At 54.0% G+C, this 19,812-nt stretch carries 17 protein-coding genes; 14 read left to right on the top strand and 3 right to left on the bottom strand.

The window, feature by feature from the left end; genetic code table 11:
- The first annotated feature begins 55 nt into the window (after positions 1 to 55).
- The 13 genes from HU739_RS20895 (at position 56) to fabF (ending at position 16,965) form a co-directional block, all read left to right on the top strand.
- Entirely contained in the window at positions 56 to 523 is a 468-nt protein-coding gene (locus HU739_RS20895) for a hypothetical protein (RefSeq protein ID WP_225922760.1), read from the top strand.
- Positions 516 to 1,679: an acyltransferase family protein gene (locus HU739_RS20890; RefSeq protein ID WP_186547054.1), complete on the top strand. Its 1,164-nt coding sequence runs from the start codon at positions 516 to 518 to the stop codon at positions 1,677 to 1,679. Before HU739_RS20895 ends, HU739_RS20890 begins: the two co-directional genes overlap by 8 nt.
- A gap of 7 nt (positions 1,680 to 1,686) precedes the next feature.
- On the top strand, positions 1,687 to 3,900 hold the full coding sequence (locus HU739_RS20885) for a glycosyltransferase family 4 protein (RefSeq protein ID WP_225922757.1): 2,214 nt from the start codon (positions 1,687 to 1,689) through the stop codon (positions 3,898 to 3,900).
- Between the two features lie 90 nt (positions 3,901 to 3,990).
- Positions 3,991 to 4,923 (top strand): NAD-dependent epimerase/dehydratase family protein, encoded by a 933-nt coding sequence (locus HU739_RS20880; protein ID WP_186547055.1) that lies wholly within the window; start codon positions 3,991 to 3,993, stop codon positions 4,921 to 4,923.
- A gap of 48 nt (positions 4,924 to 4,971) precedes the next feature.
- Positions 4,972 to 6,318 (top strand): glycosyltransferase, encoded by a 1,347-nt coding sequence (locus HU739_RS20875; RefSeq protein ID WP_186547056.1) that lies wholly within the window; start codon positions 4,972 to 4,974, stop codon positions 6,316 to 6,318.
- A gap of 170 nt (positions 6,319 to 6,488) precedes the next feature.
- Entirely contained in the window at positions 6,489 to 7,082 is a 594-nt protein-coding gene (gene cysC, locus HU739_RS20870) for an adenylyl-sulfate kinase (protein WP_186547057.1), read from the top strand.
- On the top strand, positions 7,079 to 8,455 hold the full coding sequence (locus tag HU739_RS20865) for an FAD/NAD(P)-binding protein (RefSeq protein ID WP_186547058.1): 1,377 nt from the start codon (positions 7,079 to 7,081) through the stop codon (positions 8,453 to 8,455). The genes cysC and HU739_RS20865 overlap by 4 nt, the downstream gene beginning before the upstream one ends.
- 157 nt (positions 8,456 to 8,612) lie before the next feature.
- The gene (locus tag HU739_RS20860; protein ID WP_186547059.1) at positions 8,613 to 9,584 is read left to right on the top strand and encodes a UDP-glucose 4-epimerase family protein; all 972 of its coding nucleotides are present in this window, start codon (positions 8,613 to 8,615) and stop codon (positions 9,582 to 9,584) included.
- Positions 9,581 to 10,597 carry an MraY family glycosyltransferase gene (locus tag HU739_RS20855; RefSeq protein WP_186547060.1) on the top strand — a complete coding sequence of 339 codons (1,017 nt, stop codon included), beginning with the start codon at positions 9,581 to 9,583 and terminating at the stop codon, positions 10,595 to 10,597. The genes HU739_RS20860 and HU739_RS20855 overlap by 4 nt, the downstream gene beginning before the upstream one ends.
- 283 nt (positions 10,598 to 10,880) lie before the next feature.
- On the top strand, positions 10,881 to 12,674 hold the full coding sequence (locus HU739_RS20850) for a glycosyltransferase (protein WP_225922756.1): 1,794 nt from the start codon (positions 10,881 to 10,883) through the stop codon (positions 12,672 to 12,674).
- A gap of 293 nt (positions 12,675 to 12,967) precedes the next feature.
- A complete protein-coding gene (locus tag HU739_RS20845) occupies positions 12,968 to 14,962 on the top strand; it encodes a polysaccharide biosynthesis protein (protein WP_186547061.1) in 1,995 nt (664 codons plus the stop codon).
- A 110-nt stretch (positions 14,963 to 15,072) separates the two neighbouring features.
- The gene (locus HU739_RS20840) at positions 15,073 to 15,408 is read left to right on the top strand and encodes a ComEA family DNA-binding protein (protein ID WP_186547062.1); all 336 of its coding nucleotides are present in this window, start codon (positions 15,073 to 15,075) and stop codon (positions 15,406 to 15,408) included.
- Positions 15,409 to 15,690: 282 nt separating this feature from the next.
- Positions 15,691 to 16,965 (top strand): beta-ketoacyl-ACP synthase II, encoded by a 1,275-nt coding sequence (gene fabF, locus HU739_RS20835; protein ID WP_186547063.1) that lies wholly within the window; start codon positions 15,691 to 15,693, stop codon positions 16,963 to 16,965.
- Here fabF and HU739_RS20830 read toward each other — a convergent pair.
- The 3 genes from HU739_RS20830 to eat all read right to left on the bottom strand — a co-directional run bounded on the left by HU739_RS20830 (position 16,962) and on the right by eat (position 19,318).
- A complete protein-coding gene (locus tag HU739_RS20830; protein WP_186547064.1) occupies positions 16,962 to 17,519 on the bottom strand; it encodes a TetR/AcrR family transcriptional regulator in 558 nt (185 codons plus the stop codon). The two genes, fabF and HU739_RS20830, sit on opposite strands and share 4 nt — an antisense overlap.
- Before the next feature lie 137 nt (positions 17,520 to 17,656).
- Positions 17,657 to 17,824, bottom strand: a complete 168-nt coding sequence (locus HU739_RS20825) for a DUF2897 family protein (protein WP_186547065.1) — start codon at positions 17,822 to 17,824, stop codon at positions 17,657 to 17,659.
- Positions 17,825 to 17,953: 129 nt separating this feature from the next.
- Positions 17,954 to 19,318, bottom strand: a complete 1,365-nt coding sequence (gene eat / locus HU739_RS20820) for an ethanolamine permease (protein WP_186547066.1) — start codon at positions 19,316 to 19,318, stop codon at positions 17,954 to 17,956.
- A gap of 398 nt (positions 19,319 to 19,716) precedes the next feature.
- Here eat and kdpF point away from each other — a divergent pair, with 398 nt between their 5' ends.
- Positions 19,717 to 19,806, top strand: a complete 90-nt coding sequence (kdpF, locus tag HU739_RS20815; protein WP_032830911.1) for a K(+)-transporting ATPase subunit F — start codon at positions 19,717 to 19,719, stop codon at positions 19,804 to 19,806.
- The last annotated feature ends 6 nt before the right edge of the window (positions 19,807 to 19,812 follow it).

Raw genomic sequence — 19,812 nt, 5'->3', positions numbered from 1 at the left:
GAAGAAGCCCCGGCTACTGTCGTATATGAAGTGATCTGCAATTATGGGGCTGCGTGTGAAGGTTGATCTGAAAATTGTGAGCGGCGTGGTTTTTTTTACCTTGATTGCGGTCGGCGTTCTGGCTCTGGTTCGCTGGTCGGAAGTCGGCCAGAAGGCTGAGATGTCCGCGCCAATGATAGTGCAGCTCGCTCCTCCCAAAGGGCTCGATGTGACGGTAACGGCATCTGAAGTCACGCTGGGCGTAAAAGCGTGCAACATCGACAAGTTGGGGGATGAGTTTTTTTTGCACCTTTATCCGACGGATGCTACGAGCGCCGGCCCTGAAGGGTTTGTAAACCAACAGTTCAACCTGAAGACGCTGACACCGATTGAAAGCAGTGATCAGGCAGGTGTGGCTTCCTGTCATTACCGCGTAAAAATTTCCTCGAGCGACGTCAAGCGCGTCGCAGTCGGGCAGTTCAGGGCACCGGAAGGACGCTGTTGTGAAATTCTGTGGACTAAAGAAGTGAAACTGGATGAATAACCTTCAGGGGGCTGGTTTTGCTTCCGAGGCTCATCGGTCATTTGGTCTGGATGTCTGTCGGACCATCGCCTGCCTGCTCGTTGTGTTCGGGCATATGCTGGGGCATTCGACACCTCATCCGCTATTGGCCGGCTTTGCGTTTCTGGCAACCTTCGGCGTGGATTTGTTCTTTTGTCTGAGTGGCTTTCTGATTGGCAGAATCCTGCTGAAAGAGGCGGCGAATTGGCGTGAGCAGAAAATTGCCGGACTTACAGGGTTCTGGTACCGGCGCTGGATGAGAACACTGCCGCTCTACCTGTTTTTCTTCTTTGTTTCGCTGCGATTTGACTGGGCGGGGGCAACTACGTTTGCCGAGCAATTTCATTACTTGGTATTTGCGCAGAATTTCGCTTGGAACATGACGGATTTTTATCGTTTGTCCTGGAGCTTGGCGGTTGAAGAGTGGTTTTACTATTGCTTTCCGCTCGTTATGTTGTTGATGATCGGCTTTGGAGCGAACGTCAGGCGCGCAGCAATGATCGTTATCGCGCTCTTTATGGTCGTGCCTTTTTTAGCCCGATTCGAGCTGCCTATTGAGTCGCTGCGATATGATGATGCGAGATACGTTGTGCTGTATCGATTGGACGCCATCGGTTTCGGCGTGTTGATCGCCTATCTATATACGTGGCACCGCCCGGTTTTCGAACGCCTTGCGCGGTTTTGGTATGTACCCTTTGCATTTGCTGGTGCGCTGATTTTGATGACTCGGCAAGGGCTTCCCTGGACGGCGAACAGCAAGCTTGAACAATCATTGTTTTTCACTTGTTCGGCGATTTTTTTCGCAGCATTGATTCCCGCTTTTTTCAGTTTGAGAGCATCGCGTTCTAATGTGATTAACCATTTTGTGAAATACACCAGCCTGATTTCCTATTCGATTTATCTGGGGCATATCTTCGCTTTTATATTGGTGATAAGCGTTCTTAATCGATACGGTCTGTATGAGCGTGTTTACCTTAATCCATGGTTGGTTTATCCGGTTTTCATTGCTTGTGTTTATGCGCTCGCTCATCTGACGTATACCTGTGTCGAGAAACCATTCTTGGCACTTCGTGACGTTAATAGTGTGTCGAAGTTTAAATTATTGGTAGGCCTTTCGCGTTTCGGCTCAGGGAAGTAATTTTGTTATGTTGAACTCCGCGCACCGTGATTATTCTTCAGTCTCCGCTCTGGGCGAAATGACAAAACGTTATGAGCCAAGTCCTGAGCTTTCCGACGGGGGGCGGCAGGGCCACGTGCTTGTTGTCAGCTGTTCGAATGCGGCTCTGACAGACTTTTTCAGTCTATACCGCTCACTGCTCGGCCAGACATTCCAGGCCTGGAAGTGGTTGATATGCCTTGAGGAAAGTGAAAAGCAGCAAATGAGCGCTGCTTTTCTTCAAGCGATAACCGCCGATAAGCGCGTGCAGGTGATGGGGCGCAAAGAATGTGCTGTCACGGGTGATATCTGGAAAGAACCTGAATATATCGTACTGGCTGATGCGGCGACGGAGTTCGATCCGACCTTTATTGAAAAAGGAATCTGGTGTCTCGAATCGAATCCGGAATTTGCTTTTTGCAACTCCTTCGGCACGATCAAAAAAGAGGGGCTCGTAGAGGTACGACATAACTTAAGTGAGGGCAAGTATTATCTTGATAATCCACATGCCAAGGTTAGAGGCGTTATTGCTCGCACGCCTATACTTCTGCAGGCGTTTGAAGACATAGCGCTCTTGCCTGATGGGCGTGAGCCGACATCGTTGCTCGCCCGCCTGGCGGATGCGGGTCACTGGGGGTTTACCATTGCGGAGTCCCTGCAAAGTTGCGGCACTGTGTCGTTGCCACAAGGTAACGATGCTTTGCCCGAGATGCCGCTCAAGCCGGTTCCGAGCCCTCAGCGGCGTTATCCGTCGGCTTATGAAACACTGCCCGAGGGGGTCGCGTTCAGCAATCCCCTTAATTGCAATCCTCGCGGCAGGCGAGTCATGTTTCTCCTGCCGTGGATGGTGGAGGGCGGGGCTGACCGGGTGAATATCGACCTGATACAGGGTCTTGTCACCGGTGGGGCTGATGTGACGGTTTGCGCCACGCTTGAGGCAGACCATCGCTGGCAGGACCGTTTCGCGGAGCTGACTTCAGATATTTTTATACTGCCCAATTTTCTCTCGCTATCTGATTTCCCACGGTTTTTGTTATATCTCATAGACTCCAGACGCATTGATACCGTGTTGGTCGCCGGAAGTACCTTGGGTTACCAGCTTCTGCCGTATCTGCGCACAGCTGCACCAAACACAACGTTTGTCGATTTATGCCACACCGAGGAGATGCATTGGCTCAATGGTGGGCATCCACGATTTGGGGTGGGTTATCAGGACGCGCTGGACATGAATGTGGTCAGTACACGTCATTTGTCCGAGTGGATGGTTCAACGTAACGCGAACGCCAGCAAGATCCGGGTTATGTATACGGGAATCAAATCGCATCCTGTTTCGCTCACTAAAAACCAGCGGGCTGAAATGCAACGTGGTTTCGGTCTCGACGAACACGCGCTGACGATCATTTTTGCGGGTCGGATGTGCAATCAGAAGCGCCCGTTGAAACTGGCCGAGATACTCCATGCGCTGAAGCAGGCCGGCGTTCGCTTCAATGCGTTGATCATTGGTGAAGGGGAGTTGCGCCCGGCGTTCGAGAGCTTGATCAGCCAGTTCGATTTGGCTACAGAAGTCCATGTAGTGGGCGCGAAACCGCATGACGAGTGGCTTTCGTTGCTGGCGATTTCGGATGTGCTGTTGATGCCGTCGGAATATGAGGGGATCTCGGTCGCGCTTCTTGAGTCGATGGCGGCAGGCGTTGTTCCTGTTGTAGCGGACGTCGGTGGGCAGGATGAGTTGGTGGGAGAGGAAACCGGATATCTGATCCCTCACGGCGAAGATGAGGTCGGCCGATATGTCGATGTATTGCGTGCGCTCTCTCTTGACGCTGCGATGCGTGAGCGAAAGGCACAAGAGTGCCGGCAGCTGATCGAGGCGCATTATACCGCGGCGGCGACTAACCGTCAGTGGCTTGAGATACTGGATGAAGCTCAAGCCAACAGAGCGGCGTCAGCTAAGCCGTTTCTACCCTCTGGGCTAGCGCGAGAACTGGCAACGACAGCGTTAGAGAATCGGCGTCTGACTTCGTATCTGGACTATCTTTACGCCACACACTGCTTGACAAACGAAGCTCAAACCGTTGAACCAATCAAGGCTGGCATTCTTCAGTTAATATTTGCGCAACTTCGCCAATATCCCCTGATGAAATACTTATCTGAAAAACCGCTGCTTAAAAAAATCTTGCGAAAGTTGAAAGCGTTGGTTTCTTGACGCTTTGTATGTTTTGTGTTATTTTTTTAAAAATTTAATAGCTGTTTGTGTAAATTGTTTTTATGACTTAAAAGTAAGTCGAGAGTCTTTATGAAGATTACAGTATTTGGTGGCGGCGGTTTTATCGGGTCAACTATAGTTGACCGTTTGTTGTTGGATGGCCATTCGATTCGAGTCTTCGAGAGACCTCGGGTAGTTGAGTACCGTAAGTTTTTACCTCATGAATGTGTCGAATGGATGACAGGTGACCTGTCATCGATCAGCGATATAAATAAAGCTGTCGAAGGCGCTGATGCTGTTTTTCACCTGGTCTCCACCACGCTACCGAAAAGCTCGAACGAAGATCCGGTTTACGATGTGCAGAGCAATGTGGTCGCAAGTTTGCAGTTGCTCAATGCGATGGTGGCCCACAAGGTGGGGCGGATTGTATTTATTTCTTCCGGTGGCACGGTCTATGGTGCTCCTAAATACCTGCCCATCGATGAAAAACATCCCACTGACCCAGAAGTTTCCTATGGTATTACCAAGCTGACCATTGAGAAATATCTGCAGATGTACAACCATCTCTATGGCATCAAGCCCGTTGTTCTTCGAGTCGCCAACCCCTATGGCGAACGTCAGCGCGTGGAGACGGCGCAGGGAGCGGTCGGGGTGTTCATCCATAACGTATTGAAGGGACTGCCAATCGAAGTTTGGGGTGATGGTAGTGTTGAGCGCGACTTCCTTCATGTCAGTGATGTGGCAGAAGCATTTGCCAAAGCGTTGACATATTCGGGTAACGTCAGTGTGTTCAATATCAGCTCGGGAGTCGGCACCAGCCTGAACAGCTTGATGTCAATGATCGAAGAGGTCAGCGGTGAGCCGGTTGCCAGAAACTATAAGCCAGGACGACCTTTTGACGTGCCGGTCAGTGTCTTGAGCAACGATCTGGCACGGGATGAGTTGGGATGGGAGCCCAAGGTGTCAATGCAGGAAGGTATAGTCAGAACTTTTGAGTGGGCCAAGAACGAAAACCAGAAATGAAGGTGGTCTGGTGAGTTGCCGTCCGCGTGCTGAAAGCGCTGATTGCAAATGAAAATACTCCTCACAGTCCATCAGTTTTTTCCGGAGTTCTCTGCGGGTACTGAGGTGTTGACGCTGTCCGTTGCCCGTGAGCTGAAATCTCTTGGGCATGAGGTCAGAGTATTCACCGGCCACCCTGCTGAAGAGACGCTCGCTGATGACGAGCGTTTCGATCAATATCGTCACGACGCCATTCTGGTCGACCGATTTCGGCACTCATATGAACCGATGGGAGATCAGACCTCAAAAATCGAGATCGGTTACGACAACCATCTGGCTGCTGATTATTTCCGGCGCCTGCTGGAGGAGTACAAGCCGGACGTCGTTCATTTTTTTCATCTCAATCGTCTCGGTACCGGTTTGATCGAGAAAGCGGTCGAAGCCGGTGTTCCAGCGTTCTACACACCCACTGATTTCTGGAGCATTTGTCCTACCGGCCAGCTGCTGCGGTGCGGGGGGCGAACATGTGCAGGCCCAAGTAAAGATGCGGGAAACTGTGTCGTACACTTTGCCGCCAGCCGGCTTCCGGAGCGAATCGGACCGCTGCTGACAATGGTTCCGGATGTTATCAGCGATATGCTGGTGCGCAGTGTGCAGTCGCATTGGATTCCAGCCGGACCTCTTGTAGATGAGGTGCGTGCGCTGAACGCGCGGCTCCACAGGAATGTTTGGCGATTGAATCTTTTGCAGGGAGTCGTAGCACCAAACCCGGTGATCGAGCAGCTATTGACGCGCAATGGCGTGCGGCAGGACATTGTGGTCAGGTCTTCCTACGGCATCGATCTGGAGCAACCGGTAGTGATGCGGGATCGAGCTCCCAGGAATCGGTCGTTGGTGCTGGGGTTCATTGGCACTCTTGCGCCACACAAGGGCTGTCATGTGCTGTTAGAGTCTTTGCGCCATTTTTCCCCTCGCGATATAGAGCTGAAAATCTACGGTAAGGAAACTGACTTCCCTGACTACGCGGCGCGGTTACATCAATTGGCTGATGGAAGCGAGGCTGTAACTTTTTGCGGCACTTTTGCCAACAAAGAAATATTCAATGTACTGGGTGAGTTGGACGCGCTGGTTGTGCCATCTGTCTGGAACGAAAATACACCTTTGGTCGTCTATTCGGCCCAGGCCGCCGGCTGCCCTGTTGTGGCTTCCAATGTGCCGGGAATCGCTGATGCCGTTATCCATGAGGTGAACGGGCTATTATTTGAGCCGGGAAGCGCCGAAGCGCTTCAGGGGGCTCTGAAACGTTTGGTTTCAGAAGAAGGTTTATTGGCGAATTTATCGTCCAATTCCACTCCTCCAAAATCTGTTGCTGTTTATGTTGAAGAGTTATTGCAGATATGGAAATCGTCAATGTAGCAATGTCGGCTATTATTTTCGCATTGAGGTTTTCCTTGGCGCAGGCGGTCGCCGGGTCTATCCTTCACGTTTAATTCTTAGCGCGGTTTCAAGCACGGCAGATCACGGCTTCTGTCGGTGTTGAAAAACCGAATTTAAGCCAATTTGAATATAATTGCGGTGTGGTTTCGATGACGGAAAATCTTGTCGCTCATCAGATGGTCGTTGATCGGGAGCAGCGTAGCGCTCTCAAACAGCAGCGCCCAGTGGTCCTTTGGTTCACCGGACTTAGCGGTGCCGGGAAGTCGACGATAGCCAATGCGCTGGAGCAGGCCTTGCTTGAGCATCATCGTCACACGTATTTGCTGGACGGAGACAACATGCGCCTCGGTCTATGCAATGATCTTGGTTTCAATGATCATGATCGCACGGAAAACATCCGCCGAGTCGCCGAAGTTGCCAAGTTATTGGTTGATGCTGGCCTTATCGTGGTCAGTGCGTTTATCTCGCCGTTTCGCCTTGATCGAGCCTTGGCTCGCAAGGTTATTGGTGATGAATTCTTCGTTGAGGTCTACATCAGTACGCCTTTGCTCGAATGTGAGCGGCGGGACCCCAAGGGGCTGTATGGCAAGGCGCGTTCAGGAATGATTAAAAATTTCACTGGTATCGACTCCTCCTATGAAGCCCCAGTGAGTCCGGATATCACTATCAATACACTTGATGAAGATGTATCCACCTCTGTTGCCAAAATCATGGACTTCCTGGTGGGGCGGATAGAACCTTGAAGACCTTGGTAATCATAGGCGCAGGCTTCAGTGGCGCGGTAACGGCTGTTCAACTGTTGCAAGTCGCCACGGCCGGCACTCGTGTGGTGCTGCTCAATCGCTCCGGTGAGATGGCACGCGGGCTGGCTTACGGAACCAATAGTTCTCGGCATTTACTGAACGTACCCGCAGGTAATATGTCGGCGCTGGCTGATCAGCCAGATCATTTTTTGAAGTTTTGCGAAGCGCGGTTACCAGGCACTTCGGCGTCTTCTTTTGTTCCGCGCAAGCTCTACGGCGAATACCTGACGGAGCTCCTACGGGATGCGGAGCGTAGTTGTCGTCAAGGTGTCTGTTTTGAGCGGCTTACCACCGAAGCGCATAGCATTGAAGAACAAGGCGGCAAGGTATACGTCCGTATCGCTGATGGCCGGGAAATAATTGCCGATCATGTCATCCTTGCGTTCGGAAACTTTTCTCCATACAACCCGGCCGTTACTGCTATTGCACAGCAGGCGGGTCGTTACCTGGCGGATCCCTGGTCGCGAGAAATCGAGGTGCCGATTAACCCCGAGGCACCCGTCCTGTTGCTTGGCGCAGGTCTGACGGCATTGGATGTCGCGTTGACTCTGGATCAGAAGGGGCATAAAGGGCCGCTCTATATGCTTTCGAGACGAGGTGTGCAGCCGCTACCGCACCGCTCTTCACGGCATGTCGATACAGTCTCGGCAGATGTGGTTCAGACTTTGCTTTCTTCTCCCGCGACCGTGCTGAGTTATTTGCGTCAGATGCGCTCATTGGTTAAAACTGCTGCCACGGATGATATTGACTGGCGGGATATTGTTGCAGCTGTGCGCCCGATTACTGCGCAGTTATGGGAGCGCCTGAGTGAAGTGGAGCGACGACGCTTCCTGCGCCATCTGCAAGTGTACTGGGACGCCCACCGTCACCGAGTCGCGCCTGCTTCATACGCCGCTTTCTCGGCTTTGATAGAGCAAGGGCAGCTTAAACCGATGGCTGGAAGGATTGAGAATATTGAAGTGTTAACCGACGGTCTACGGGTTCATGTTCGCAAGCGGGGGCGAACAGCAGCAGAACCAGTGGACGTGTCGCATGTCATCAATTGCACTGGGCCGAATTCGAACCTTGCTCGGGTCGATGATCGTTTAATTGTTCATCTGCGCCACAAAGGTCTGATTCAACTGGATAGCCTGGGGTTGGGGATCTGCGTGGATGAGTCTCTTTCTGTCCTTGATCAGCATGGAGAGCGTGTCGATTGGCTGAGTTACGTCGGGCCGATGCTGAAGGCTAAATTCTGGGAAGCCACCGCTGTCCCGGAGCTCAGAAAATACGCACGGGGCCTCGCGTTGCGAGTCAATGCAACCGTGGGTTAGGGGTGTCGGCGGGGCACCTGCCGCTTCAGGCCTGGATGTCTCCATTCCAAATGCAGGGCTCCGTCGTTTCCATGACGGGCATGCGATGATACGAAGCATTTGGTGGTGTGCAGTTTATGCATTATCAAACATCATTACTTTCCAGCGGGCCTGATCAGTGAAAGTTGAAACGGTACTAGTAACCGGTGGCTCGGGTTTCCTGGGAAGTGGCTTGCTGAAGCATCTTGCCTCTTGCAAACGCTATTCTTTGATAGCCGCGTTGCGTAGAGAATTTCCAGAGCTTCCTGAGTCCATTCACCGTTTTATGTTTGCGGATTTGACTGCGCATGTAGATTGGCAAGTCGCCATGAGCCGCGTTGATGTGGTGGTGCATTCGGCTGCGCGGGTCCACGTCATGGACGAGTCTGCGGAGGATCCCCTGGCGGAGTTTCGGCGCGTAAACGTCGACGCTACATTGAATCTGGCGCGGCAGGCTGCGAAGGCAGGTGTCAAGCGATTCATCTACCTCAGTTCGATCAAGGTGAATGGTGAATTTACCGAGCCTGGTAGCGTATTTACTGCCGATGATTCGCCTGCGCCTGTCGACCCTTACGGTATATCCAAGCTCGAGGCAGAGCTTGCATTGAAAGAACTCGCCACAATCACCGGTATGGACGTTGTTATCATTCGTCCCGTATTGGTTTATGGGGCGGGAGTTAAAGCCAATTTCCTGACGATGATTCGCTGGCTACAGCGCGGAGTGCCCTTGCCTTTCGGCGCGATTAACAATAAGCGAAGTCTTGTCAGTATAGATAACCTGATTGATTTTATTATGACGTGTATCGAACATCCTGCGGCCGCCAACCAGACATTTCTGGTCAGCGACGGGCATGACGTTTCCACAACAGAGCTTTTACGAAGCCTGTCTGTGGCGCTGAATCAACCATCCGTCTTGCTGCCCGTTCCGGTGAGTCTAATTAGCGCCGGAGCGAAGCTTTTGGGTAAGGGCGCCATGGCCCAGCGCATCTTTTGTTCGCTTGTGGTGGACATCAGTAAAAACAAACACGTATTGGGCTGGGTTCCACCAGTAAATTTCCAACACGCCATTGAAAATACAGTCAAACCGTTTGTGGATGCTCGAACAAAATGAATTACTGGTGGCTTATCCCGTTCTTGGCTGTGTTTTCTTATGTTCTAACGGGGCTTCTGCGCCGCTACGCGTTATCGCGTAGTTTGATAGATATTCCCAATCAGCGCAGTTCACACTCTATTCCGACTCCTCGAGGCGGGGGCGTCGCTATTGTTCTTTCATTTATCTGCGCGTTGGTAATCCTGTTCAATACCGGGTTAATCAGCGATCGCACCGCGATTGCGTTGGTTGGCGCAGGCGGTATTGCCGCTGTCATCGGTTTTTTGGATGACCACGGGCATATAGCCGCGCGATGGCGTCTTCTGGCTCATTTTTTTGCAGCAGCCTGGGGAATCTACTGGGCGGGTGGCATGCCACCTTTCGAAATCGGGGGTGTCAGTATCCAATTGGGGTGGCTTGGGCATTTTCTGGCGCTTATCTATGTAGTGTGGATGCTTAATCTTTATAACTTCATGGATGGCATTGACGGTCTTGCTGGCGTCGAGGCGGTGACAACTTGCGCGGGTGCGGTGGCGATCTGCTTGCTCGGTGGCTATACAGGGTTGGCATGGCCCCCGGCTTTGCTTGCAATATGTTGCGTAGGTTTTCTTTGCTGGAATTTTCCACCGGCAAAAATCTTCATGGGGGACGCGGGAAGTGGATTCCTCGGTGTCGTACTCGGCGTGTTGGCGCTTCAGGCTGCGTGGATCGATCCAGGATTGCTCTGGGGGTGGTTGATACTGCTCGGCGTGTTCGTGGTGGATGCGACATTCACATTGATACGTCGCTTGCTACGAGGCGAAAAAATTTACGAGGCGCACCGTAGTCACGCCTACCAGGTTGCATCCCGAAAGTTTGGTAAACATTTGCCCGTCACTACTGCTGTCGGATTGATCAACGTGCTCTGGCTGCTACCGATCGCGCTCTGCGTGGTCCGCTTCAAGCTGGATGGTGCGGTGGCGCTGGTGATAGCGTACCTCCCACTCTTTTGGTTGGCCGTCAAATACAGGGCGGGCGAGCTCGAGGAAAACTAGAGGGCTGATGGCGTTTTGCCAAAAAAATGCGCCAGGCTCTTTCGGGTCAGCAAAATCCTCCCGAGAATTCGTGTCAGGAAGTATCAGAATTGTTTCCAAAATGTGTATCATGCACACACGAAGGGATCGGTCCTACAGACGACGGCGCGAATTTGACGTCCAGCTCGCTTGGGCGCCTGGAATTTTTCATGAGAAGTGTGATTCGGACAGCGTCCAACCGCTAGCCATAGCAATCCCCGGACACACGTCGTTCATGAACTGCATTAACCAGAAGGAATAGATTTTGGCTCGCAATGGCTTTTTTCCCAAGCTGTTCAGATTGTTTGCTGAACGTTCAAAAAACCTGAAGAACTCCGCTGCATCCCCAATGCAGGCAGGCGAGCCGAAAATTTCTGCTGAACGAGTTAACGTTGCAGCGAACACAGTCGAGCATAGTCCTCCCTGCCTGGAAGTTATCCAGCCAGTTAAGGTTGAGAAGCCAAGTGCGGACCGGAAGGCAAAAAATTCGGTTTCACTGCCTGACAACTTTGATCCGCAGCTCTATTTGAAGCTCAACCCGGATCTAGGTACGGCCATTGATCCTGTTGCTCATTACTTGAATCACGGTCATCGGGAAAGTTGGCGTATTGTCACACTTCCTGAAATTAAAATGTCCAGCAGTCGCGCTTTTGATGCTTCGCGAGAAACGGTCATGATTGTCAGCCATGAAGCATCTCGTTCGGGAGCACCGATACTGGCGTTAAATTTGGTAGAGCGCTTGGCGAGTCGTTACAACGTGGTTGCGCTTTTACTGGGGCATGGCCCTCTGCTTGATGCTTTTGAACAAGCTGCCGTCGCAACAATGGCGAGTCCGCGGCTAAAAAATAATGCGCCTTATACAAACCCTGCTGTTGAACATCTGTGTAGCTTATTCAAGTTTAAATTTGCACTGGTTAACAGTATGGAGTGCCGTGTGGTTCTGGAACCCTTGGCCCGGAACTTTGTACCTGCCATTCCGTTAATTCATGAGTTTGCATCCGCGTATCCTAACTCCAGTGCGGTGTTCTCCGATGCCAGATTGTGGTCCAGTGACCAAGTGTTCTCCGCAGATATTACCTGGGAGAGTGCTAAAGATGCATGTTCTCCTCTAAAGTCAATGACTGCCCACATTATTCCTCAAGGGCGTTGTGTATTACCTGAACAAGTCGTCAGTAAGGCCGCGTTGACAAAAGAGGCAGAATTTCTGCGTGGTCGGATCCGGCCAGACAGTGACACTGAGAGAAAATTTGTAATCCTCGGTGCGGGCTATGTCAACTTTCGTAAAGGCGCAGATCTTTTCATTCAATGTGCTATTAAGACCATGCTTGCACCGGGAGGCGAAAGATTCCGCTTCGTATGGATCGGCAAAGGCTATAACCCTGATGTAGAAGATGGCTACTCGGTTTACCTTGCGGATCAGATCAAAAGGTCGGGATTGCAGGATCGTTTCGTGATGCTGGATGAAACTTCTGCCATTGAAACAGCTTATGAAGAGGCCGATCTGCTGTTTATTTCGTCTCGCCTTGATCCATTGCCGAATGTGGCTATCGATGCGTTTGATGCTCGATTGCCGGTGCTCTGCTTCGACAAGGCTACAGGTATTTCGGACTTCCTTTCCTCTTGCGGGTTGCGCGAGTCTTGCGTTGCAGATTATCTCGATGTTGACAGCGCCGTACAAAAAATCTTCGCACTGGCAAATTCCAGTGAGCTGTATGAATGCGCGGTCAGCAAGAGTCATGAGGCTTCGAGGATTTACTTCGATATGGACAAATACGTGGCGGAGCTTGAGCAGGTCGGACTTAACGCCGCCGAACGCGCAGACCAGGAAAAGCGCGATGTCGACACCATTCTCAACTCCGGTTTGGTCAATGCTGCCGAGCTTGACGTACGACGCTATGTGCGGGCATGGGCAAGTGGAATCAACCCACAGTCACCCCGCGCGGATTTCAAACCGGATGTATATGCTTCGCAACAGGCTGTCCAGACCTTGGCCGGCGATCCATTTGCTGATTACATTCGCAAGGGTTGCCCACAGGGCGCGTGGAACCAAGGCGAATAATCGTTTCTGCATATAGATAGCGTCTGTAACGCAATTTCTAACGATGCAGTTTTGGCTCGATTTAAATCATGCGGGTGCCGTCCTTGCCGGTTAGGGTGATGACCGGATTTGACGGCATTCCTGATGCGTATGTCGGCCACAAACGAGCCTGGAAAACCTTTGTAGGCGGTGTTTAATCTGCAGATGAATTCGCTTTGTCGCAGCCAATTTATTCAGATGATGGCTCAAGCATTGAGGTTACAATGCTGCTCGTCGACTGTCTAAGGAGGGAGCCAACGTGCTCGAGCGGGTGAATGGATAAACTGCGTACTGTTTTGTTGGGGTTGCCGCGCAAGCGCAAGCGTTTGCTGCAGGTCGCTACCGACGTCGTCCTGGTATGGGTCGCGCTCTGGTTGTCGTTCATTGTGCGTTTGGGCATCGACGACATGTACAACCCCCTCAAAGCTCATATCTGGCTCTTCGCGTCCGCTCCAGTCATCGCAATTCCGTTATTCATACGCTTTGGCATGTATCGCGCGGTCATGCGCTACTTCGGTAACGATGCCCTGATCGCGATCGTGAAGGCCGTCAGTCTTTCATCGCTGATACTGGCGGTCGTCGTCTATTGGTACAGCAACCACCAAGCCGTTGTGCCCCGGTCAATCATCTTCAACTATTGGTGGTTGAGCATGATAATCATCGGCGGCTTGCGCCTTTGCATGCGCCAGTTTTTCATGGGCGACTGGTTTACCGCTGCACAGCACGTACCTTTTACCAGTCGCGATGATGGTTTGACCAAGGTTGCCATTTACGGGGCGGGCGTCGCTGGTAATCAACTGGTGGCCGCTTTACGCATGGGGCGCGTCATGCGCCCGGTAGCGTTCATCGATGACGATCCTGGTATTTCCGATCGTTCGATTTCCGGCCTGCAGGTGTATAAACCGAAGCACATCCAGCAGATGATCGATGTCACTGGCGCTCAGGAGATACTTCTCGCGCTGCCATCCTCCACGCGTGCCAGGCGCAGGGAAATTCTCAACTTGTTGGAGGGCTTCCCACTGCATGTGCGCAGTGTGCCGAACTTCACCGACCTGGCCAGCGGGCGGGTCAAGGTCGAGGATATCCAGGAGGTGGATATTGCCGATTTGCTGGGGCGTGATGCGGTGCCGGCACAGCAGGATCTGCTGGCCCGATGCGTCAACGGCAAAGTGGTGATGGTTACCGGTGCCGGTGGATCGATCGGCGCCGAACTCTGTCGACAGATCTTTACGCTGGGCCCTACCACGCTAGTACTTTTCGAGCACAGCGAATTCAACCTGTACAGCATACTGTCGGAGTTGGAGCAGCGCGGACGTAGAGAGTCATCTCCGGTCCGTCTGTTGCCCATACTCGGCTCCATCCGCCATCAAGACAAAGTCCTTGATGTGATGAAGATGTGGAAGGTAGAGACCGTATATCACGCTGCGGCTTACAAACATGTACCGATGGTAGAGCACAACATTGAGGAAGGCGTGCTTAATAATGTAATCGGTACATTGAATACTGCGCAGGCTGCATTACAGTCAGGCGTATCGAACTTCGTGCTTATTTCAACAGATAAGGCGGTGCGACCGACAAATGTAATGGGCAGTACCAAGCGTCTCGCCGAATTGACCCTGCAAGCATTGAGTCGTGAATCGGCCCCGGTACTGTTCGGTGACAGCTCAAATATTTCCCGTGTCAATAAAACCCGTTTCACCATGGTGCGGTTCGGCAACGTACTCGGCTCCTCGGGTTCGGTTATTCCCTTGTTTCACAGCCAGATCAAATCGGGCGGGCCACTGACGGTCACTCATCCGAAAATAACTCGTTACTTCATGACCATCCCCGAGGCCGCCCAGTTGGTCATACAGGCGGGGTCTATGGGGCTGGGGGGGGATGTTTTTGTCCTCGATATGGGAGAGCCGGTGAAAATCGTCGAACTGGCGGAGAAAATGATTCATCTGTCGGGGCTGAGCATACGCTCCGAGCGTAATCCGCAGGGGGACATCTCCATCGAATTCACTGGACTTCGCCCGGGAGAGAAACTGTACGAGGAACTGTTGATCGGTGACAACGTGGCTGCCACGCCGCACCCGATGATCATGACAGCTAACGAAGACTTTTTATCGTGGGATGTCCTTAAAGCCAGGCTGAGCGAGTTGCTCGTTGCATTGGAGACGGATGACTATTCCCGCGTCCGCCAACTCCTGCGCGAAACCGTCAGCGGCTACACCCCCGACGGAGAAATCGTCGATTGGATCTACCAACAGCGCCGCCTCGAGCCTTGATTGTTTCACATTCTGTAACGCTCGTATTTTTGACAACGCCCCTTCATGGCCTACGTTTGAAGAGCAGCTTCGGAAAAGCTGCTTTCTAAAACGATGATGGAGCGTCACTTATGCGTACCGGTTATTTCTATTCGCTGATCTTTGCTTTCCTCACCAGCGCCTCGATTGCTGCGATTGCTGCCCCTGTTTCGCCCTCAGAGACAACCAAGGCGCCTTTGCTGATGGATGCAGCGGCGCCCTCGCAGAGCGCGAAGGTCGACCTCAACGGCGCGGATGCGGCGACATTGCAGAAAGAGTTGGCCGGTGTAGGGGAGGCCAAAGCACAGGCGATTGTTGCGTATCGTGATATAAACGGGCCGTTCGCATCGGTAGATGAGTTGCTGGAGGTGAAGGGGATTGGCAAGGCGATTCTGGATCGCAACCGTGAAAAGCTGGAAGTGAACTAAGCTGACAGTTCAACGCCGAGAGGCCGGTCATTGACCGGCCTTTTTTATTGAACGCCGATCGGTAGGACGTCTCAAAGCTGAGAATTATGGGTGTCATATTGTTATGGGATTATGCCTATAATAAAGTCCGATGGGGATTGGCTCGGCACTTGAAGTGACGCCGAAGCGGCTGCGCCCAAGTGTCTGATCACGATTGCGTCGCTGTCCATCGCTGATGAATTGGCGGGTTTGCAGCGCAACCTTAGATGTCGAATATATGAATTGATAAGGGGGCACCACGATATGAACCAACGTCGAGTCGTCGTCACGGGCATGGGCCTGGTTTCACCCTTGGGCAGTGATGTTGAAATCGTCTGGCAGCGTCTGCTCGCCGGGCGCTCCGGGTTGCGTAATCTGCCCGACGCGGTGGTAGCTGACCTGCCGACCCGGGTTGGCGGCAGTGTGCCAACGGTGGAGGAAGATGCCGAGGCCGGTTTCGATCCGGATCGGGCGACGCCGCCCAAAGAACAGAAGAAGATGGATCGCTTCATCATGTTCGCCATGGAAGCGGCGCGGCAGGCGCTGGAGCAGGCCGGTTGGCATCCAGTAGACGCTGAAAAACAGGAGCGTACTGCGACAATCATCGGCTCGGGCGTCGGCGGCTTCGGTGCGATTGCCGATGCGGTGCGTACCACCGACAGTCGTGGCCCTCGGCGTTTGTCGCCGTTCACCATTCCATCGTTTCTCGTCAATCTCGCCGCCGGCCACGTGTCGATCCAGCATGGCCTCAAGGGACCGCTGGGCGCACCGGTTACCGCATGTGCCGCCGGTGTTCAGGCAATCGGCGATGCGGCGCGGTTGATCCGGGCGGGGGAGGCGGACATCGCAGTATGTGGCGGTGCGGAAGCTTCGATCGATCGCGTCAGTCTCGCCGGTTTCGCGGCGGCACGGGCGTTGTCCAGCGGCTACAACGATACCCCTGAAAAAGCCTCGCGTCCCTTCGACAGCGGCCGGGATGGTTTTGTGATGGGTGAGGGTGCCGGCCTGCTGGTCATCGAGTCGCTGGAGCATGCGCTGGCGCGTGGTGCGAAGCCGTTGGCCGAACTGGTCGGTTACGGCACCACGGCCGATGCCTACCACCTGACCGCCGGGCCGGAAGACGGCGGTGGCGCGCGGCGGGCGATGCAACTGGCGCTGGCTCAGGGAGGGGTGACACCGGAGCAGGTGCAGCATCTCAATGCCCACGCGACCTCGACGCCGGTCGGTGACTTGGGCGAGTTGGCGGCGATCAAGACGTTGTTTGGCACGCAGAACAAGATCGCCGTAACGTCGACCAAATCCGCCACCGGTCATTTGCTTGGTGCTGCCGGTGGCCTGGAGGCGATATTCACGTTGCTGGCTATCCGTGACCAGAGGGTGCCGCCGACGCTCAACTTTGAAAACCCGGACCCTGCGAGCGAAGGGGTCGACATCGTTCATGGCGAAGCGCGGGCAATGCCGATCGAATATGCCTTGTCCAACGGCTTCGGTTTTGGCGGGGTCAATGCCAGCGTACTGTTCAAGCGCTGGGAAGGTTAATCGGTCGATTGCTTGAGGTGATCGCGGGTGACGTCGAGGATGCGCTGGCCGAAGTCGGCATCCGCGACGCTGCGTGACAGCAGCAGTGCGCCCGCGAGCGTCGCCATGATGACAATGCTGCGGTCAGCGCTGTTCTCGCCTGCAAGCGCCCCTTGAATCTGCTCAAGTCGAGCGTTGAGGACGTCATCGCTGGTGGGGCTTGGCTGGCCGCGCTGGCCCAGCTCCGATGAAATGGTCAGCAGCGGGCAGCCTTCGTGGGGCGAAGTCTGATGCCACTGCGACAGGTAGGTGTCGATAAAAACCTGCAATGAGTTTTCCTGAGCGAAAATTTCCTCACACAAGCCCGCGACTTGCTCGCCGGCTTCTTGAAGCGCTTTTTCGACCAGTTCTTCCTTCGATTTGAAGTGCGAGTAGAAACCGCCATGGGTCAGCCCGAGTGCTTTCATCAGTGGTTGCAGCCCGGTCGCGCCGATACCGTCCTTACGAAAGCGCGCCGAGGCTTCCTTGATGATGCGCTGATGGGTCTGGGCTTTGTGATCTGGCGAGTAACGCATGTGAAGCTCTCCGCGACGATGCTGCCATCTTAACCACGGAAGATTAAATGGTGACTGTACTTCTAAAATCTAAAAAGCCTGCTGTTGAGTCCGATTGCGCCGGGAAAATAAACCCCGCCTTTGCGGCGGGGTTGGTATCAGCGGTCCTGTGCATCCTTGGCGTCCGCTTCGGCATTGCGCTGTGCGACGCGCTTGCGTTCTTCATCGGTCAGTTCGACCTTGTTGGCGGTGTCGCGCAACATCATCAGTCCGCCAACAATCGAGCCGATCGCAACGGCCAGAATCAACCAGGCATACCAGGGCATAACGGCTCTCCTTAATGGCAGCTCGACGGGCGAGGACTTCGCCGCGCGATGCTGCATACCACGTTTGAGCGAAACGACTTCGCAGTGGTTCCATTCTAGGCCGCTTATGCCCGGCACACCCGAACGGGGTTAAAGACCGGTCAACATCGCATCCGCCGGCGCAGCGGCACGCAGTTGCCCGGTCAGCATGAAGTAGCAGAACCCGACCGCCATAAACCCAAGAAAAATCAGACCGATCAACGTGTTGAACCACGCCATCGCCACCAGGCAAACCACCGCCAGCACCAGCGCGATCATCGGCACCAGCGGATAGCACGGCGCGCGGAAAGTACGCTCCAGGTTCGGTTCGGATTTACGCAGTTTGAACAGGCTGAGCATGCTCATGATGTACATGACGATCGCGCCGAACACGGCCATGGTAATCATCGCTGCGGTCAGCGTCATGCCGCCCAGGTTGATCAGGCCGTCGCTGTAAATAGCCGCGATGCCGATGATGCCGCCTACGATGATCGCGCGATGCGGCGTCTGAAAGCGCGAGAGTTTTGCCAGCGAGGCGGGCAAGTAACCGGCGCGGGCGAGGGCGAAGAATTGCCGTGAATATCCAAGAATGATGCCGTGGAAACTCGCCACCAGGCCGAACAGGCCGATCCACACCAGCATGTGCAGCCAGCCGGAGTCGTCGCCGACCACGGTTTTCATCGCTTGTGGCAACGGGTCGTTGATATTCGCCAGGGTGCGCCAGTCACCGACACCTCCGGCGAAGAACATCACGCCCATCGCCAGCACGACCAGCGTAAGAATGCCGCTGATATAGGCCTTGGGAATCGTGCGCTTCGGATCCTTGGCTTCTTCGGCGGCCATCGCGGCACCTTCGATGGCGAGGAAGAACCAGATCGCGAAGGGGATTGCCGCAAACATCCCGGCAATCGCTGGTGCGCCGAAGACGTCGGAACCGGCCCAGCCATTCAGGGCGAAGTTGCTGAAGCTGAACGCCGGCGCGACCACACCCATGAACACCAGCAGTTCAGCCACCGCCAGCACGCAGACGATCAGCTCGAACGTCGCCGCCAGTTTCACCCCGAGAATGTTCAGGCCCATGAAGACGATATAAGCACCCACCGCGGCGTGCTTCGGATCGAGTGCCGGAAACTGCACATTGAGGTAAGCGCCAATCGCCAAGGCAATCGCTGGTGGGGCGAAAACGAATTCGATCAGCGTCGCCAGCCCGGCAATCAATCCGCCTTTTTCACCAAAGGCGCGGCGACTGTAGGCAAAGGGCCCGCCCGCATGGGGAATTGCGGTGGTCAGTTCGGTGAAGCTGAAGATGAAGCAGGTGTACATGGTCGCGACCATGAACGAAGTCACCAGGAAACCCAGCGTACCGGCGACGCCCCAGCCGTAACTCCAGCCGAAATATTCCCCGGAAATCACCAGCCCCACGGCAATGCCCCACAGGTGCAACGTGCCCAGCGTGGGTTTGAGTTGTGTGTTCATGCGATTGCTCCCGCAACGGTTGGAAAGCTCGGGGGAGGGCGTGTGCAGTGGGCGTGCCATTGCGCTGAAACAAGTCGTAATGAGTTCGAAGCTGTCGCTGCGGGGATGATTGGCGCTGTATGTGCCGCAACAGTGCGCCAGTTGGGTGCGATGTTGCCGGTAATGCCGCTATCGCGAGCAGGCTCACTCCTACAGGGGGAATGCATTCCAACTGTAGGAGTGAGCCTGCTCGCGATGGGGGCCTGTACAAGCGCCTGAAATCTCCCTGTAACGCCCGCATAAACCCACTCTTTACGCTTTCTTTATGCCCCGCTGCCTGCCTCGCTCTCGTTCCTTTACAGCCTCCTTCCCGACAATCCCTGCACACACGGCAATACGCCGTAACACGGAGATCTTCCATGAGCGTTCTGGACGGGGTGTCACTGCTGCTGGCAGTGGGGCTGTTCATTTATCTGTTGGTTGCGCTGTTGCGCGCGGATCGGAGCTAGGAGCGG

Source organism: Pseudomonas hamedanensis, from assembly GCF_014268595.2.
GTDB lineage: Bacteria > Pseudomonadota > Gammaproteobacteria > Pseudomonadales > Pseudomonadaceae > Aquipseudomonas > Aquipseudomonas hamedanensis.
The sequence above is the reverse complement of the archived record's forward strand: the minus strand, read 5'-3'. Positions and strand labels throughout refer to the sequence as shown.

Bases quoted from the DNA above. Each gene is read 5' to 3' on its own strand.
- HU739_RS20885 (WP_225922757.1), top strand. From the start codon at position 1,687: ATGTTGAACTCCGCGCACCGTGATTATTCTTCAGTCTCCGCTCTGGGC.
- fabF (WP_186547063.1), top strand. From the start codon at position 15,691: ATGAACCAACGTCGAGTCGTCGTCACGGGCATGGGCCTGGTTTCACCC.
- kdpF (WP_032830911.1), top strand. From the start codon at position 19,717: ATGAGCGTTCTGGACGGGGTGTCACTGCTGCTGGCAGTGGGGCTGTTC.
- HU739_RS20875 (WP_186547056.1), top strand. From the start codon at position 4,972: ATGAAAATACTCCTCACAGTCCATCAGTTTTTTCCGGAGTTCTCTGCG.
- HU739_RS20855 (WP_186547060.1), top strand. From the start codon at position 9,581: ATGAATTACTGGTGGCTTATCCCGTTCTTGGCTGTGTTTTCTTATGTT.
- HU739_RS20845 (WP_186547061.1), top strand. From the start codon at position 12,968: ATGGATAAACTGCGTACTGTTTTGTTGGGGTTGCCGCGCAAGCGCAAG.
- HU739_RS20830 (WP_186547064.1), bottom strand. From the start codon at position 17,519: ATGCGTTACTCGCCAGATCACAAAGCCCAGACCCATCAGCGCATCATC.
- cysC (WP_186547057.1), top strand. From the start codon at position 6,489: ATGACGGAAAATCTTGTCGCTCATCAGATGGTCGTTGATCGGGAGCAG.
- HU739_RS20880 (WP_186547055.1), top strand. From the start codon at position 3,991: ATGAAGATTACAGTATTTGGTGGCGGCGGTTTTATCGGGTCAACTATA.
- eat (WP_186547066.1), bottom strand. From the start codon at position 19,318: ATGAACACACAACTCAAACCCACGCTGGGCACGTTGCACCTGTGGGGC.
- HU739_RS20890 (WP_186547054.1), top strand. From the start codon at position 516: ATGAATAACCTTCAGGGGGCTGGTTTTGCTTCCGAGGCTCATCGGTCA.
- HU739_RS20840 (WP_186547062.1), top strand. From the start codon at position 15,073: ATGCGTACCGGTTATTTCTATTCGCTGATCTTTGCTTTCCTCACCAGC.
- HU739_RS20825 (WP_186547065.1), bottom strand. From the start codon at position 17,824: ATGCCCTGGTATGCCTGGTTGATTCTGGCCGTTGCGATCGGCTCGATT.